Here is an 18,887-nt window from a genome sequence, read left to right as displayed (position 1 = left end):
TGTAAGTATGTGCCTAGATAGGTTTTTAATTTTTATTCTTTGAATAGGGTTCTAAAACTTTGATATTAGTAGATATAAACAGCTAACCATTTATACACCATAAACTTACTTAAACGCATGTCTCAATACCAAACTATTATTTATAATAAAACAGAACGTATTGGTATAATTCAATTAAACCGTCCTGAAAAAAGAAATGCACTTAATGCACAGATGGTTCAGGAACTCACATTGGTCTTATCTGAAATAGAAAATGATGATTATGTGCAAGTTGTCATCCTAAAAGGAGAAGGAAAAGTATTTTGTGCAGGAGCAGATTTACAATACATCCAAGACCTTCAGAAGTTTTCTTATGAGGAAAACTTAGCAGATTCAGAAGCTTTAAAAGAGCTATTTCTAAGCATTTACTCCTTTCCAAAAGTAATCATCTCTCAAGTACATGGAGCTGCTATAGCCGGTGGTTGTGGGTTGGCTACTTTATGCGATTTTGCTTTTGCATCAGAAAGTACAAAGTTCAGTTATTCTGAAGTAAAAATAGGATTCATCCCTGCCATAGTTAGTATTTTTCTTACTAGAAAAGTAGGAGAAGGAAAAGCCATGCAACTATTGCTTTCTGGACAAATTATTATGGCAAATAAGGCGTTAGAATATGGTCTTATTAACGGTATTTGTTCGGATGAAGATTTAGAAGATGAAGTGGTTGCTTTTGCTAAGAAGTTAATTAAAGAAACCTCCATGGAAGCCAAAGCAAATACTAAACATCTTATACATACCACATGGCATTTACCGATCGAAGATGCTCTCAATGTAGCTGTAAAAGCAAATGCTGCTGCAAGGGCTACCGATGACTGTAAAAAAGGTATTGCCTCCTTCTTAAATAAGGAAAAATTACAATGGGACGAATAGTCACAAAAAAAGCTCATGGTTTTCCTCATGAGCTTTTTTTGTTTTGATCCATTGATAAAATTAATCCATCATATCCATGGAGTCTCCTGAACTTGAGCTTTTCCCTTTTTTCTTTGGTTTCTTCGCTGCCTGACCAAATCTATAAGAGAAAGTTAGATAGCCTACTCTCGATTCCCAATCGTAAGTCATATCTGAATTAAATCCGATACCTTCGCTATAAACGTTGAATTTATAAGTATTGAATACATCAGTCACCCTCGCTTGTAAAGTACCTTTGCCTTTAAATAATTTTTGAGAAACAGCCATATCTACTCCTCCCATCGGAGCAATATATCCTTGTGCTGTTGCTCTTTTCGAGCTAAATCTTCCTGTTACTTGTAAAGATAGCGTCTTGGTTAAATTAGTTGATGACATCAATTTACCTGTCATTGCCCAAGCTTGATTGGATAGATCTAAATCTCCAGCATCACCAGAAATAATAAGATTATAAACATTGGCACTACCTGTAAACTTCCACCAACTTGTCATATTGTATGTGGCAATCGCTTCTGCTCCATAACTTTGTGAGTTATCCACATTATCCCAAGTCATGACCATCACACCATCTGGTCTTGCAGACTGTACCCTCTGAATGGCATCATGTGTATATCTATAATAAAGACTACCCGTAAGTGTAATATTTTCCCAACCATGCTGGTAAGTGGCTTCTAATGCATCAATAAATTCTGGCTGTAGATAAGGGTTACCCTGTCTCAGAGATTGTGGGTTTGAGTAATCGGGAAATGGGTTTAATGTTCTACCCCTTGGACGATTTACTCTACGGCTATAACCAATAGATGCTTCACGCATATCAGAAAATTTATAGGCGATATGTAATGTCGGATATAAAGCAAAATAGTCATTATGAACTGTCTGTGCTTCGGTTACTGCATTATCTTCAAGTTGAGATGTTGTATACGCCTGTTCCGCTCTTAAACCACCTTGTAATCCCCAATTACCAAAGTCATGTCGATACATTACATACAACGCATGTACTTGTTCACTGTAGTTAAAATTATTGTTCAAGGAATCATCAGGAGTCCACATTCCACCATTCATACTTTCAGAAAAGAAGTCTGTTTCAATATCTCTCCCTGTTGATCTCCAACCCGTTTCTAGGGTTCCTTTCTCTCCAATAGGTTGTACATAATCAATTTGTCCTAAGTAGATTTTATTTCTTTCAGGGCTATTATTGCGTTGCTCAAACATAGGGTCAGAGACTAACCCATTTGTGTTATCATACTCTGTATAAAAACCATCTGTTGTTCTTAAACCATCAGAATATTGTCCCGAGATATCCAAGCTTTGGCCTGGGTTAACAAAGGTCTTTCGGTACCCAAAGTTATATTCTTGATTTTCAGAATTTCTATTGGTTTCGTTGACTCTATATACTTTATCTATCACCGAACCATCAGCATTAAAATAATCCAAATTCAACTGCTCATTTTTGTTATTATATCCTGTATTATAAGTAGCAGAAAAGTATACATTATTGTAATCATTGATATCGTAATCTATTCCCCCTTTAAATAAGTGAGAATACCTCTGGTCATCTCTATGTGATGTCTGATTGTTATAGTCGGTGATATTACCGTTAGCATCAAGATTATTCTGATGTTGTGTTTTATCTACATAGCGCTCTTGGTATCTGCCGGAATAATTTGCGTAAACATTTACTTTACTCACTCTGGCATTCACACCTGCAGAAAGATTATATTTATTATTGTTACCTACACTAGCTGAAACATTACCATTAATCCCTCCTTTTCTATCTTTCTTTAAAATAATATTGATGATACCACTTGTGCCTTCAGGATCATACTTTGCAGATGGATTGGTAATCACTTCAACTCTTTCAATAGAACTCGCCGGTATTTGATCCAATATATCAGCATCAGAAGAACTGGTTAAGTTTGAAGGTTTACCATCAATAAAAATAGTCACATTTTCGCTACCTCTAAGGCTTAACGTTCCTTCAGAATCAACATCTATTGAAGGAATATTTTTTAAGGCATCAGTCATAGAACCTCCTACCGAATTAAGGTCCTGACTCACATTAAATGTTTTTCTATCAATACCTAACTCCATTACATCTCTCTCTGCAGTTACTGTCACTTCGTCTAAACTTTTAGCAGAAGATTGTAAAGTGATATTCCCAAGAAACTTATCCTTTTGATCAGGTTTTATAATAAAGGGTTCTGAAATGTATTCATCATATCCTATAAAAGAGATCTTTGCAAACATTTTACCTGCAGGTACCTCACTCACTTTAAAGCGACCTTGTTGATCGGACGATGCTCCAGTAATAAATGACGTGTCTCTAACAGCGTAGAGTGCAACAGTTACAAATTCAAGGTTCTCTTGAGTATCTGCATCTGAAATTTTACCGGTAACAGTTCCAATTTTAGGACGTTGCCCATTTTTTCCATTTTTACCACCATCGGGTCTTTGTGAAAATACTAGGGTTGGTAAGATTAATAATGTGATTAATATCTTCAGTTTCATTGCTCTTGATAGAATAAGGCGCTTTATAAATAAATTAGGTCGTGAAAGTTATGTTTTCTACTGCAAAGATTTACCTTTCAAAGCTTTAGAAAAAATAAATTCAATAAAAGTTCGGATTTATTCAACCAACGGCGATTTTTCCTCCATTTACATCAATTGGTTCTTCGATTAACACCACACACATTATAAAAAGAACAAAAAAAAGAGAAGTCAATTACTGACTTCTCTTCATTGAGCAACATCAAGTATGTATCCCTTATATAAACCTTAAATTAAAAAATACTTGATGTGTTATCATTTGATTATTAGTAATGATAATTACTCAGATTTTACTTCCTCTGTTTCAACGACTACTTCTTCTGCAACCACTGTAGCAGAATCGTTTTCAACAACAACTTCTTCTTTCACTTCAACTACCTCTACCTCTGTTTCTACTTCTTTTACTTCTTCTTTTTTGGCTTCTTGTGCACATGAGAATGCACTGATAGTAAAGATTGTCGCGATGATGAATTGACTAAATTTCATAATAATAGCATTAGTTAGATTGAAAATTGATTTAAGTTGCTAGTAAGAACTAAGTATGATTGAAAAAGAAAATTGATTATTTAAAAAATTTACTTAACTAACAACAGCGTTAGCAAAACAAATATTCCTCCTAAATTTTGACCATAAAAAAAGTACATCATGTTATCTTTTTATATGTGAAAATCAGGACTTTAATTTAATAATGTTTAACAAGTGTAAATGGACTCACTAACACAAGTAGTATTAGGGGCATCGGTTGGCGAAGCAGTACTAGGAAAAAAAATTGGAATTAGGGCAGGTATTTTTGGAGCAATAGCAGGAACCATCCCAGATTTAGATGTTCTGGCTAATCCTTTTTTAGATACCGTCGGGGAACTTACTTTCCATAGAAGTATCACCCACTCATTACTTTTCTGTATCCTGGCTTCACCCCTTTTTGGCTATTTACTGCATAGAATTTATGGTAAAGATCAAGATACTTTCAAAGACTGGACTTTGTTATTTTTCTTAGGGTTTCTAACACACTCTATGTTGGATACATGTACTACGTGGGGCACACAACTTTTATATCCATTTTCATCTTATGGGTTTGCCACTTATTCTGTATTTGTTGTAGATCCACATTACACATTGCCTTTTATGATACTTCTGATATGGTCATTATGTAAACCTAAAAGAAGTAAAATCAGAAGACAATTGAATTATGCTGGCTTAATCATTAGCACTTCGTATTTAGCATTAGGTTTTGTCATGCAACACAAAGCAAAGAATGTTTTTACACAAGCATTACAAGAAGAAAATATTCAATATAGTGACATGATTGTGAAAACCACTCCGATGAATATTTGGCTATGGTCTGCCAGTGTAAACTCAGAAAATGAATATTATACAGGGTTCTATTCCGTTTTTGATAAAGATGAAGAGATAACTTTTAGCTCCTCTCCCAAACACCATGATCTCTTAAATAATGTAGCGTTAACTCCAAAGCTAAAAGATCTTCTTTATGTGACTAAAGGGTATTATACTGTAGAAAAAATAGATGATACTACATATAATATTAACGATTTACGTTTTGGAAGTTTTGATGGATGGAAAGGCAAAGGCGAAGGAAAAATTGTGTTTGTTTATCAAATGAATTTAACCGAAGATCCTCATCATTCTGGTCAGTATGTACAACACTTCACACAAAAGAGTTATAAAAAAATTGAAGGATTGGACTACTTTAAGCAATATTTCAGTAGAGTTTATGGTGTAAAGTATAGAGATTCAGCGGTCAAATAGTAAGAATACGTTATCTTTGATCTTATTAGAAATGATACTTTTTGAATTATACATAGAGATCTACATCTCATTTTTTAGATAATAGATGAAATATTTAAATAAGATACTATTAATACTACTATCATTATTTTTTTTACCATTCACCATTCTTGCTGATCAAAAAGAAATTGATTCCTTACTTGTTGCTTTAGAACAAAACATGCAAAAAAGGGAATATTACGACAACATCAGAAAAAATAAGATCAATGAGTTAAAGCAATTAAAACAAGAAAGTGATCTTTCGAATGAACAACTTTATCAAATCAATAAAAAAATCATTAAAGAATACTCCGCCTATTCTTTTGATTCTACACTTAGGTATATAGAACATAATAAGAAAGTTGCAAAAGCACTTAATAATCAACTTTTAATAAACGAAACAAGGCTACAGCTGGCATATAGTTTAGCGTCTTCTGGTCATTATAAACAATCAGAGGATTTATTATTAAAAATTAATTCTTCTGAATTAAACAAAGAACTACTTAAACTATATTATAACTGCTATCGAAAAGTATATTCTGATTTGGACTACTTTTCATTTACCTATGATGCTCGAAAAGCTTATGCCTATGAATACAAGCTTTATACTGACTCTTTGATTGCCTTATTGGAAAAACAAACTGATGAATACCTTTACTCGAAAGAATGGGAATTACTCGATCAGAAAAAATATAAAGAATCGTTAGCTGTTAATTCTGTACGTTTGGCTGATGCCGAAATGGGAACAGAAAAATTCTCATATGTCACTTTTCAAAGGGCCTTAATCTATGAAATGGCAAGAATGAGAGAAAAGGAGAAAAAATACCTGATTATTTCGGCTATTTCTGATATTAAAGCCGCTAGAAAAGATAATATATCTCTAACAAAATTGGCTAAAATTATCTATTACGAACAAAAGGTAGATAAAGCCTATGAATACATTAAATTCTCATTTGAAGATGCAATTTTCTTTAATTCAAAAGTAAGATCTACAGAAATAACCAAGTTGTTTTCATTAATACTAGAAGCATTTCAATTAAAGAAAACAGAACAGCAAAAGAGCTTATACCTTGTGATGGGGATCATCACTATCCTTGCAATAATATTGGCCTTGAGTTTGATTTCTTTGTTCCGTCAGAAACAAAATATTGCCAAGGCAAGAAATGAACTAACAGATATCAATTCCCAATTAAAAGAGGTAAACGATCAGTTAGAAAATACGATGTTACAACTAAAAAATTCCTACAATCGTATTTCAGAATCAAATAGTGTGAAGGAAGCTTATATCGGTAACTTTATCAAGATCTATTCTGAGTTTATCGACAAGCTAAATGATTATCGATTGATGGTAAAAAGTTTAGTAGTTGCTAAGAAACATCAGGAACTATTGAATATTTCTAAAAACGACGAACATATAGAAATCGAGATCAATAAATTCTATTCTATATTTGATAAGGCCTTCTTAGACATCTATCCTGAGTTTGTTGAGGAATTCAACAGCCTCCTTAAAGATGATGAACACATCACCCTTAAAAAAGGACAAATGCTGAATACAGAACTTCGAATTTTTGCCCTCATCCGTATTGGTATAACTGATAGTTCTAAGATTGCCCACTTACTGCGTTATTCTGTAAATACTATCTATAATTACAGAGCGAAAGTAAAAAACAAAGCCAAAGAAGTAAGGGATAATTTTGAAGATGATGTGAGAGAAATTGGTACATTCAAGTAAAGAAATATACAAAAAAGACTATCTCAAAATTGAGATAGTCTTTCCACACTTAAGCCAAATAGTATAAATAAAAAGCTATTTGATAATCACCTTTTGTCTGTTTTCTATTTCTCCATTTTTTTCGATCAATAGAATATACATTCCCTCTGGCACATTATCGATTCTAAACTCTGTGAGGGTATTTTCTAAAATTTCCTCGAGTACGATTACCCCTTGGAAATTCATTAATTTTGCTACATTAATGGATGAATTATCTAACGTCATTTCAACAGTCAGTGTAGTTGATGCTGGGTTGGGGTATACCTTAAAGTCAACATCAGATGGTAAGGCTGAAGAACGGACTCTACTTCCAGATAGTGGATTTCCATAGACTCTAAATTCATACAGAGAATGTCCCCAACCTGTGGCTCTTTGTTGTCCATATAATCTCACATATCGACCACTTCCTGATATTGTAATTTGTTCTGATCCACCGTTTCCAGAAGAGGTACTATAGACTTCTGTCCAATTGCTTGCATCATTGGATAATTCAATTTTATAAGAAGAAGAATAGGCTGCTTCCCAATCGATTTCTACTTTACTTAAATCGTATGATGCTCCCAAATCGACATACAACCACTCATTATCGGAATGGTTCGATTCCCAACGTGTGTTTCCATCGCCATCAACCGCATTACTGCCTTGATTTCCTTGAGATACACTCGATGTAGTAACGCTTTTATTGTATGCTAATTCTACCGGTTCGACTACAGAAGGTACTTCTCCCAACACTCTAAATTCGTAAAGTGAATGTCCCCAATTTGTTGCTCTTTGCTGTCCGTATAAACGAACATATTGTGCATTCGTTGGTGTAAAGTTAATCACATCAGTTCCTCCATTTGCAGATGAGGTGCTGTATACTTCTGTCCAATTATTGGCGTTGTTCGATACCTCAATTTTATAAGAAGAAGAATAAGCTGCTTCCCAATCAATTTCTACACTGCTTACGGAATACGTTTGTCCTAAGTCAACATATAGCCACTGATTATCGGAATGATTCGATTCCCAACGTGTACTTCCATCACCATCAACCGCATTGCTGCCTTGATTTCCTTGAGAAACACTGCTTGTTACCACATTTTTATTTAATGCTACATTAGTTGTTTCTGTTGGTGGAGGCGTTGGATCGACAGGAGGTTCTGGTGTTGTTCCCGTCGGATCCCAATTCCAAGTATCGGTTAACCATGCTTCGATATCGGCTTTTTTAGAGGCGAAATCACCTTTTGTGCTTAATGATAAATAGGAAATCCATTCTCTATATTTTCTTCCATCTGTATCAATCTGATAATTGTTATTCCAGTTTGATCCACCATAAACACCTGCTCCACCTAATGATGCGTGTTTCACTTGCTCTTTCCAAGTCGTCTGAGATTTAAAATCATCAGTATAATATTGCTCCTTATTTACCGGCCAATGCGACATATGGTAGTAGGCATCGTGCCACGTTTTATAGAAAGTGATCCCTTCCCCTGCATAGGTTTCTGGATTAGAAGCATTGTCGTTAAAAGCACTAACTACATCTGGATGATCCTTAAAATGGATACCGATTAACGTAGCATCATTATTCGATTGCTCATAGTTATTTCCATGACCTGTTGGGTGGTAAGACTGACTATTTCCATTGATAGGCCAAATGGATAAACTTGGATTACTCAAATGTTCTGATGGATCTGTGGTATGACCAGAAATAACGATAAATTCAGTCAACTCATGCCAATTTCTGAAGTTGGTATCCAACTTCGCTTTGTATCTAATTTTTCTCAAAATGGTACCATCAGGATAAATTTTATACCATTCGTCTACCCATGGAATTTGTGTACCCTGCCCATCGTCTGGTGATTTATAATCTGGATCGATTAACGCATATTCCCAATGTACAATTTTGTAATCGGCTCCATCATAATCTAAGGTAACATTCGAATAACGTAATATTCTATCCGACATTGGTTCATGACAGCCCGGATTTCCTCCACCCCAAGTTTCCACAAACTCGTAAGTGTACATCAAACTATCGTCTAAATACCAAGAAGGCACATAATTAAGCTCACTCCAGAAGACAAACTTTCTTTTACCATCTGTCAATGGTGCATCATTCTTATCGAAAGTAACCACTAATGCTTCTCCGAAATAACCCGACCAATTTAACTCTCTTCTTTGAGCACTAAAGCCTGTATTAGTATCGTCTTTATCGACTTTAGGTTTTGTGGTTGCATAGGCATTATCAAAAGTGGCTGATCCACCTAATGCTACTAAACCCAAATAGAATTCGCCGCTTAACTGATTCCATTCTTTCGATGGTGCCAATTCTTGCCAACCAACAGCTTCCTGTCCATCCACGTTCTTCTTTACTTCATAGAAAAAGTGAATAAACTTCTCACCTTCATGTCTAAAGATTCTAAACTTTTTGTTGGTGCTTGTAAACGGAACTGAGTGCGTTTGTGCATTCAAAGTGTTTTTGTATCTCAAGTTTTTATTGGCCCAACCTGTATTGTCTAAGACATCGGATTGTCCGTTTTGTTTATCTCGAATTTGTACAACAGGTGTACCGCTATTGTTCTCAACGGTAATCATCGAGTAGTTGGATACGTCTGCATTATTTCCATTTTTTTTGAAGAGTGCTAAACCAACATTATCGTCGGCTGTAAATTCCACTTCAATATAAAAGTGTCCCGAAAGTGCTTGATTGTTGTACACTCCGTACCAAGAGTTGTTGTTCGGAATAATCGTTAATTGTCCGTTAGAAACTTGGTGACTTCCTCCTCCAGAAAGATTCACCGCTTTCCAATTATTACTCAGGTTATTGAATTTTTCATCAATCATTACCTGTGCAAATAAAGTATTCCATCCCAATAGACAGAACACTAAAAAAGTAAGTTTTTTCATTTCACGTGTTTTTAATTTATAAAAGATTTAAGTAGCTGTTAACGGAACTCCATAGCAAAGTCCCATTGAAATTTATCATTTGGCTGTAAGTGTCGTATTGCTTTTTTTGCATTAAAATCTACGCGTTCACCTTCGTCGTCTGGCAAGCCAAACCAAGGTTCTATGCAGACAAACGGACTCTCGTTCGAAGGTGACCAAATGCCTAAATAAGGCACATCGCCAAAAGTGAGTACTACCGATTTATCTTGCTCTGTAGCGTTAATTTTATTGATAGATACTGTTTTCGAAGATGGTTTTTCTAGAATAAACACATCTTGCTCGAATGCTTTTTTAGTAAGAGGGAAATTAGAATTAGCGTTTAAAAACGGTCTTTTTTGAGCGATCACCATTCCTTTTTCTAAAGTGAGGCTCTCTATAGTTTCTTCTTTTTCGAATGATAATTGATAGTCTGAAAATTGAGCATCGGCATCTAGTGGGCAATTAAACCCAGGATGATACCCCGAAGAGTAAAACATCTCTTTTGACCCGGTGTTTTTGATATCAAAACGCACATTTACCTTATTGTTTGTCAAAGTATAGGATACGGCATACGTAAAATCGAAAGGATACATTTTCTTGGTATTTTCATCACTTTGTATGCTTAAAACCACGGAGGTATCCGAAAGGATATCCACAGTATATTGACTCACTCTTCCGAAGCCATGAGACATTATTTCGTATTCCTTTCCTTCAAAAGTATACTTATCATCTTTTACATTGCAGACAATAGGAAATTGAACAATAGCGTGATCTTGCCACGAAATTGAATCGCCCTGCCATAAATATTCTTGCTGGTCTTTATTGGATTGAATCGAGATCAACTCTGCTCCAAAGGTTTTGACTTTAACCGTTAGGAAATCGTTTTTTAATTGTAGCGTATCTTGAAAAATAGAGGTGGTATCGTTGGAAGTCTTTGTAGTTTCACATCCAAAGAGGATACTCAAAAGTAGTAGGGAAGTAATAATTATTTTCATATCAATTTGTATTTATACTGTTGAATTGGGGTTAGCTGGCGATGATGAAAAGTAAGAAAGCCGAGACCTGCTGTGAAGGCCTCGGCACTTAGTATGTTAGTTAACTACGTCTGTAAAATCTGCAAATGATTTTATAGAAATTCCTTTTGGTGCTTTATCCGCTCCAGTAAACTCCACTTCTACTGTTTCTCCAGGAAGAATATCGAAGTAGTTATTGCTAAAGTGACCATCTACACCTGGTGAGGATAAGAATACATTTTTAGCATAGCTGCTTGCTGTAAGGGTAATGATTGTTTTGTCTTTTGATTGTTTGATTTCGCTCTTCACTACACCCGATTGTAATTTCAAATCTTTTTCTGGAGCAAAGTGGAAAATATTCTTGGCTAATTCTTTTGCACCACTCATCACAGAGACATCAAGAACTACATTGTTTTTATCTACACCTTTTAGAAGCTCTTCTACTTTCTTTTCGAAGTACACTTGGCTTGTGTTGGCAGCAATAGTAATCGACGATTTCTCTTTCATCAATTCTTTACCTGCCAACGTCTGCATTCTTACGATTAACTGTGCTTTCTGTTCTTTCAACTCATCGGTAACGATATACACTCTTAGTTGGTCTTTCTCTACAATAACTGGAGCGATAGTGTTTTCGTAAACATCTCTCACCATGTATTGAGGTGCTTTCCATTTTCCATAGAAATCGATAGTAGCCCAAGATACTGCTGGCCAGCAATCGTTCAACTGCCAATACAACGTTCCCATACAGTTAGGCATATTTCTACGGTGTGCTTCGATAGCTATTTTAGTAGCTTTTGCATGAAGTATCTGAGTGCGGTACACATAGTTTTCGAAGTCTTCTGGAATACCATAATACGTTCCCATTTTACGCTCGATCGCTTGGTTACCGAAGTTAGGGTCTCTCGTCTGATCTTGTCTTGCTCTATTGTGTGCAAACATTGTTTCAGATGTTTTATTTCTCTCCCAATCATCAGTAAACTTTTTGATGGATTCCATTTCTGGATAAGATTGGAATCCGTATTCTGACATGAATCGACCAACCACCTCATCGTAAATAGTTAATGGAGCATCACCTTTCGTATCCCATAAGTGTACATCGCCATAGTTTTCAGAGATATCGTTATATCCCGTATTTGGTGATGTTGGATGATAATAACGTGTTTCATCCATACTGTTGATCGCATCTGGAATCACTTTATAGAAAAGGTTTTCTAAGCTGGCTACATAGATTTTTTGCTCTTCCTCTGTGTATTTATCTTTCCAACCCCATCCATACCAAGAGATTTCGTTTTCGTTGTTACCGTTCCAAAGTGCAATACTTGGGTGGTTTCTTAAACGCTTTACATTGTCTTTTACTTCTTCGGTTACGTTTGCCAAATATTCTTCATCTCTTGGGAACATACCACAAGCAAACATGATGTCTTGCCATACTAAAAGTCCATTCTGATCACATAAATCATAGAAAATATCTTCTTCGTAAATACCTCCACCCCAAACACGAATCATGTTCATGTTCGATACTTTTGCTTGTTGAATGTAATACTGATATTTATCCTCTGTTACCTGATCTTGGAAATTATGTAAAGGAATATAGTTGGCACCTTTCATAAATACAGGAACACCATTTAACTCTACAGTAAAGCTTTGCCCGTCTTCCTCTTTTTCTCTTAAAACTCGAATCGATCGGATACCCGTAGTAATTGATTTTGTATCGATACTATTTCCAGAAGTCACTTTATAATCGAAAGTATATAAGTTAGGTTCACCCAATCCGTTCGACCACCAAAGCTTAGGATTTTTCATTTTCAAGTTCACAGGAATCTTGTTGATGCCCGCCTTTAATGTCACTTGTTTCTTTACTGTTGAGAAAGCCTCAGAAGAAATCTCTAACGTTGCAGTGGCATTATCTTTTGTCGATTCTAATTCAAAAATAGACGTAATATCAGCCGACTTTTTCGATACGTTTTCTTGGATAATTTGTACACTTTCTAACTTCACATCGTTCCAAACTTCTAAGTACACTGGACGCCAAATACCTGAAGTAATTAAACGTGGCCCCCAGTCCCATCCAAAGTGAAAACCAGCTTTTCTTGCATATAAACTCAACCAAATTTCAGAATTCTGATCGTTGTTTGGCCATGCTTGAAGTTTAAATGGAGCATTTAAATAGTCTTCCATTTTTTCTTTAAAAACGGATTTGAAATGAATACGCAATGTATTCTCACCTGCTTTCAATACAGACTTACAATCCTTTTTCCACTCTCTGTGCATGTTGTCTGCTGAAAGGATTTTGAAATCGTTTAAATAGACATCTGCATAGGTATCTAACCCTTTAAAGTTTAGAGTAACATTGTCTTTATCTAATACTTTTTGATCTACCTTAAAAGTTGATTTATACTCCCAATCTTTCTCTCCTATCCACTGAATTTCTTTCTCATTTACTCTATGGAAAGGATCCTTGATCAACTCATTGGCAATTAAATCTGAATGCACACAACCAGGCACTTTAGCAGGATACCAATCGGTTTTTCCTTGTTGCTTAAATTCCCAATTTTGATGTAAAAATATCTTCTCTACCGTATCTGCGGATGTAAGATGACAGCCCCATAAAATCAATATGGAGAAAAATAAATTGAATTTTGCTTTCATAATCGAAATCTCTTTTGATTGTATTACACTAATTATCTTATCAAAAAATCGGTGCATACTTATTATTTATACTATTGTTTAGGGTGTTGTCTTCCAGGATCACTTTCGTGAACTAGCTCGGGAAGAGAAGTTGTCATGAGCCCTATTTCAACTCCTCTTTACCATAACTTTACACTTAGGAATACAACCTATTATAGTACTAGTATTCTTTTGGTGATAAATATTTTATCTGTTTGCATTTTCAGAATGTAGACGCCTTTTGTCAAACCAACAGTACTAACTTTTTTGCTTGTAGAACTCATTATGTCTTGCAAAATCACTTTCCCATTTGCATCCATCAATTTGAGTTCAAAGTCATTTTCTTCACTAACGTCTATTCTAAAAAAATCTCCTGATACTGGGTTAGGATATACTTGAATATTAAATCCCAGATCGATATCATCAGAACTTAATGGAGGTTCTACTTCCTCTAGTTCTGAGCTCGTTATACTGATTTCAGCTTTTTTACTGATTTCTTTCTTTAGTAATAAGATTAATGCATCACCATCTTTTGCGATCACAAATTCAGAAGGATCCACATTCTTACCATCTAAATTGATATATACTTCTTGATCTCTCCAATTGTTGATTTTAAATACTGGGTTAATCAATTTTTTATCAGGCGATAAATCAAAATAAGCAGCTGCTTTTTCTTCTAATGCTGTAAACTCAAAGGTTTTATCGTCTCTTTCATAGCCAATGTATCTACTTGAATCATTGGCCAATATCACATAGCCTGAGTACAACCAAGAATTGGTTAAATCTTTTCCTTTTTCAACAGAATTCTTTGAAAGAAGACCTCCCAACATCGACCACTTTCTATACTTTCTACCATTTTCTCTTTCTAGATAGTTATCATTCCAATCAGTACCTCCATATACACCCATTCCAATCAAAGAGGTATGAGCGATCTGTTCTTTCCAATCGGCCCAAGATTTATGCGGCTCTCTGTACGGTTCTTTATTAATAGGCCAATGGGCGAAATTGAGGTTTAAGTTGTGCCAATCAATTTTATAATCTAACTGATACCCTGAGTATGTTTCTGGAACAGTGGTATCATCAGAAAATGCACTGAATACATCTGGTGCATCCTTAATATGACCTATTAAAACAGTGGGACCTAATGCGTTTTCGTGAGTGAAATGAGTATCTCCTCTTAAAGAATAAGTTGTCTTTTTATCATCAAAGATAGTGTAGGTAGTTAATGCAGGATTTTCCAATAGGTCTTTTGGCCAATTGTTATTTCCTGCAATCACCATAGGTTCAGTTAACTCATGCCAATTTCTAAAATTGGTATCTAACTTAGGCGTATATTGAATTTCTCTAATGATAGATCCATCCGCATAAATGGTATAATATTCGTCCACTTCCGGCATATCAGATCCGTTTTGATAATCTGGAACATTATAATCTGGATCCATTAAAACATAGTGCCAATGCACCACTTTTCTCACCTCATTATCTTCAATCAATTCTACTTTAGAGTAGCGTAATAATCGATCTGACATAGGTTCAAAACATCCTTCAGAACCACCACCCCAAGTTTCTACAAACTCGTAAGAATATTGCGTTTCGTTGTTTAGATGCCATGCTGGAATATAATTTAATTGTTCCCAGAAAACGAACTTTCTATCGTTTGCAGATTCCTCGAAATCATTTCCAAAAGTAATGACCAAGGCATCTCCAAAATAACCCGACCAATTGTAATCTCTCCAAGTGGCTTTAAAACCAGTATTGACATCACTACGATCATTTAGTGGTGTTTTAGTTACTGTTACTTTATCAAACTGACCTTCTCCTTCAATCCCTACTAAACCCACATAGTAATGAGCATCAGCAGATAACCATTCTTTTGATGGCGATAATTCCATCCAATTTTCTGCTGTTTCTCCCTCAATTTCTTTTGCTACTGCGTAGTAGAAATGGAAGAAACGTTCAGAAGCATGTCGTATAATTCTAAGTTTTTTAGCTGTAGAAGTAAATGGTACAGAATAAGTAGTTCCTGTAAGCGTTTGTTTGTAACGCTCTTTATTTACTTTATTGGTATTATCTAATACATTCGCTTGTCCGTTTTGTTTATCATTTATCTCTATTACAGAACGACCTTCATCGTCTGTCGTCACATACATCATTGTATAATTATCTGTATCTGGTGTACCCTCTTTATCGCTAAGAAGTACTAAACCTACAGATTGATCTTCAACAATTTCCACATCAACATAAAAGTGGCCATCGAAAGATTGTGTTTGATAGTATGTTCCATAGATACCATTGTTATTCTCTGGAGTGGCTTTTAGTAAGTTATTCTCTATCTTAAATTCTCCAGAGGCTCCACTTAAAGACAAAGGTTTCCAACCTTCTCTTAAAGAAGTGAATTGATCTGAAAATAACTCTTCTTGTTGAGCTTGTACTTTTGGAGCTAACGACAAGAATAAGCCTACAATAATAAGTACGAAACGCATTTAATTTAAATTTTAGTTTTTGCCCAACTCGTTACCGAGTTGGGCAAGTTTCTTTTAACTATTTTGTTTAGTCAAGTACCTCTTTGATACTTACTTCATCCAATGCTATTCCTTCATCACCAAAGTTAACAGTTCCCCAACCTGAACCTACTTTAAATACCAGGTAAATTGAGCCGTCTTCTGTTAACTCTTCAGCTGTTAAAGTAAATGTACCATCAGCATTAATTAGTTTTTCGCTTTCATCTGGATTAGCACAACCATTTTGAGAAATGGCATTAATATCTCCATCAAAAGCATCAACACTACAAGTAGAACCTTCTCCTCCAAAACTTGACATATACACTCTTGCACCACCTTCATAAGCTCCAGACTCAGGGTCTTCATTTCCAAAGTGTACTTCAAACCAAACAGAACTTGTTCCAGAACTTTTTACATGAGCATTAAACTGATAAGTTTTTCCTGCTTCCAGACCACTTACTTTTTGATAAAAGAAAGAAGATGAGTACTCATTACCTTCAGGGATATCAAATACAAAAGTTTCATCTATAAATTCATGTAATATTTCATTTCCTTCATCTGCCCATACTTGTCTTAGTGTCCAAGCAGTTTCATCGGTCATATCGCCAGATGTTACCAAGTTATCACCAAAACCACCATTGTCTTCTTCAATAACAACATCGACTTGTTTCACCATAATATCTGATGAAGTTTCCCCGATAGCAGTTAAAGAAACTTCATAAGTACCTGTTTCTAAATAAGTGTGGATGGGGTGATCCTCTTGAGATATATCAGAACCATCACCAAAATCCCAAACACTAGTTACTTTGTTTTCACTACTTGATGTAAAGGTTACAGTTCCGTCATTTTCTTCAGATATCTCATATGTGAAATTTGCCACTGGCATTGGTCCTTCCATTTCAGTATCATCTGATGAACATGAAAGTGATCCTAATAAAAGTGCATATGCACTAATTTTTACAAAATAATTCATTGTCTTCATTTTTATTTTAGTTGTTGTTTGCCCTATTAAAATCTTAATTCTTTGATAGCAACTTTCTAATCATTAGGGTGTATGCTTCAAGTCTCTTTTTGAAAGAAAAAAGAAAATAAATTGTGTATCAGTGTAATCAACTCACTCCATAGTATTCATCTATCCCGTTTGTAAAAGCTCTTTAGTTTTTTAAAAAAGGATTGATTAATTTTTCTATTGGTTGCCGTCTACATTGGGTTTTGATCCAAGTTAGGGTTTCGATCAATTTCTTGCTGAGGAATTGGAAGCAGAATCTTATTCTCTGTCATATTATAGTTTACTGCTTCACCTGTTCTTAAATCTATTTCAACTAAATTGTTCATAGTAGAAACCACTTTTCCAAATCTTACCAAGTCATCCCATCGGTGTCCTTCAGCAGCAAGTTCTAATCGTCTTTCATCTAAAATTGCCTGCAATAAAGATTCTTTATCAGATTTTTTATCACTAGTCAACCCTTGAAGTCCAACTCTTCTTCGGATTTTATCCACTTCATTTGCTGCTTCTACTAATGCCCCTGTGTGTGCTAATGCCTCCGCTTTTAATAATACAATATCAGCAAATCGTAACAAGTAAGTATTGTCTGAACTTTGCCAACCAGAAGCATTTTTCCATTTGTAAGAGAATGGAATCGAAGTTCCTGAAGTATTTCCCCAATATTCATCAGACCAATCTACAGCTTCAAACAATACCGAAGCATTTAATCTTACATTATCATTTTCTGCATTGTAAGCATTAATTAAGTCATGAGAAGGTGTTAAAAACTTTCTCCAAGTATCTCCAGAAATTGATGGTGGTAATAGTAATTGAGGACCAAAACTGCCTGCATTAGGTCCCATAAACTGTATTTCTAAAATAGATTCAGCATTATTTTGGTGTGTTCCATCAAATAAATGTCCATAATCAATTAGCTGATAATTTGCAGTACTTTCTTCTACAGCCTTAATGTATACTAATGCCTTCTGATAATTCGGAGATGGCATTTGGAGATAAGCCTTAGCCAACATTGCATTTGCTGCCCCTGAAGTTGCTCTTGCTTTATTTACACTATTGTCATTACCAAAACTATCCGGGAGTAATGATATTGCAATTTCTAAATCTTTTATTATCTGAGCATAGACTTCTTTTACGGTAGCTCTTTTTACTTGTAACTTCTCGTTATCTACAGAAGTAGTAAATTCAGTGACTAACGGTACTCCACCAAACATATTCACCAGGTTATAATAGTGATATGCTCTAAGAAAATAAGCTTCTCCTGAAATTTGTGAAAGACGTTCTTCTGAGAATGAAGGGTCATCCAACTGTTCTGCTTTTTCTATTAAATTATTTGCTTTTGAAATTGCATCATATAAGTTTTTCCAAATTTCAAATAACCTGCTATTTGTTGGTGTGATATTTAAGGCATCAATAGCAAAAAGGTCTGGAGTATCTCCTCCTGCATAGTGATTATCAGCTCTCATATCCTGCATATTCATTTTATCCCAGATATAATATTCTGAGCTTGCAAATGTGCTGTAAAGACCTACTAATGCTGCTTCTAATTGAGTCCCTTTTACGTAGGCTGTATCTCGAGTTTCTTCTGAAATAGGGTCTAAATCTATCAAACTATGGCATTGGGTGAGCCCTAATATCAGTAGTAATCCTATTAATGTATTTTTCATATTTGATTTCTATTTAATTGAAGAAGCTTCATCTATTTTGATAAAATTGGAGCACTTCTCAACGTTAAAAAATGGCTTGAAAGTTCTTTT

Annotated in this window: 11 protein-coding genes; 3 read left to right on the top strand and 8 right to left on the bottom strand. The window is 35.0% G+C overall.

All coding sequences use genetic code 11. The features are described 5' to 3' along the window. The first annotated feature begins 117 nt into the window (after window positions 1-117). Window positions 118-906, top strand: a complete 789-nt coding sequence (locus QL232_RS06420; RefSeq protein ID WP_281613505.1) for an enoyl-CoA hydratase/isomerase family protein — start codon at window positions 118-120, stop codon at window positions 904-906. Between the two features lie 60 nt (window positions 907-966). Here QL232_RS06420 and QL232_RS06415 read toward each other — a convergent pair whose 3' ends face one another. Together QL232_RS06415 and QL232_RS06410 are read right to left on the bottom strand one after the other, a co-directional pair. Next, the gene (locus QL232_RS06415) at window positions 967-3,450 is read right to left on the bottom strand and encodes a TonB-dependent receptor family protein (protein ID WP_281613504.1); all 2,484 of its coding nucleotides are present in this window, start codon (window positions 3,448-3,450) and stop codon (window positions 967-969) included. 318 nt (window positions 3,451-3,768) lie between these two features. Further along, window positions 3,769-3,975, bottom strand: a complete 207-nt coding sequence (locus tag QL232_RS06410; protein WP_281613503.1) for a hypothetical protein — start codon at window positions 3,973-3,975, stop codon at window positions 3,769-3,771. A gap of 219 nt (window positions 3,976-4,194) precedes the next feature. Between QL232_RS06410 and QL232_RS06405 the strand changes: the two genes are divergently transcribed. After that, entirely contained in the window at window positions 4,195-5,256 is a 1,062-nt protein-coding gene (locus QL232_RS06405; protein WP_281613502.1) for a metal-dependent hydrolase, read from the top strand. Window positions 5,257-5,341: 85 nt separating this feature from the next. Beyond that, window positions 5,342-7,006, top strand: coding sequence for a DUF6377 domain-containing protein (locus QL232_RS06400; RefSeq protein WP_281613501.1), 1,665 nt, complete (start codon window positions 5,342-5,344; stop codon window positions 7,004-7,006). A 75-nt stretch (window positions 7,007-7,081) separates the two neighbouring features. Here QL232_RS06400 and QL232_RS06395 read toward each other — a convergent pair whose 3' ends face one another. The 6 genes from QL232_RS06395 to QL232_RS06370 all read right to left on the bottom strand — a co-directional run bounded on the left by QL232_RS06395 (window position 7,082) and on the right by QL232_RS06370 (window position 18,797). Further along, window positions 7,082-9,928 (bottom strand): discoidin domain-containing protein, encoded by a 2,847-nt coding sequence (locus tag QL232_RS06395; RefSeq protein WP_281613500.1) that lies wholly within the window; start codon window positions 9,926-9,928, stop codon window positions 7,082-7,084. Between the two features lie 38 nt (window positions 9,929-9,966). Beyond that, window positions 9,967-10,941 carry an aldose 1-epimerase family protein gene (locus tag QL232_RS06390; protein ID WP_281613499.1) on the bottom strand — a complete coding sequence of 325 codons (975 nt, stop codon included), beginning with the start codon at window positions 10,939-10,941 and terminating at the stop codon, window positions 9,967-9,969. A 96-nt stretch (window positions 10,942-11,037) separates the two neighbouring features. Next, complete coding sequence (locus QL232_RS06385) at window positions 11,038-13,608, bottom strand: glycoside hydrolase family 2 protein (protein ID WP_281613498.1); 2,571 nt, start codon at window positions 13,606-13,608, stop codon at window positions 11,038-11,040. A 191-nt stretch (window positions 13,609-13,799) separates the two neighbouring features. Next, a complete protein-coding gene (locus QL232_RS06380; protein WP_281613497.1) occupies window positions 13,800-16,109 on the bottom strand; it encodes a T9SS type A sorting domain-containing protein in 2,310 nt (769 codons plus the stop codon). 67 nt (window positions 16,110-16,176) lie between these two features. Continuing rightward, window positions 16,177-17,109, bottom strand: a complete 933-nt coding sequence (locus tag QL232_RS06375; RefSeq protein WP_281613496.1) for a PKD domain-containing protein — start codon at window positions 17,107-17,109, stop codon at window positions 16,177-16,179. A 218-nt stretch (window positions 17,110-17,327) separates the two neighbouring features. Beyond that, window positions 17,328-18,797: a RagB/SusD family nutrient uptake outer membrane protein gene (locus QL232_RS06370; RefSeq protein WP_281613495.1), complete on the bottom strand. Its 1,470-nt coding sequence runs from the start codon at window positions 18,795-18,797 to the stop codon at window positions 17,328-17,330. Window positions 18,798-18,887 lie beyond the last annotated feature (90 nt).

It is taken from the genome of Flammeovirga sp. SubArs3 (genome assembly GCF_947387565.1).
Classification (GTDB): Bacteria; Bacteroidota; Bacteroidia; order Cytophagales; family Flammeovirgaceae; genus Flammeovirga; species Flammeovirga agarivorans.
The sequence above is the reverse complement of the archived record's forward strand: the minus strand, read 5'-3'. Positions and strand labels throughout refer to the sequence as shown.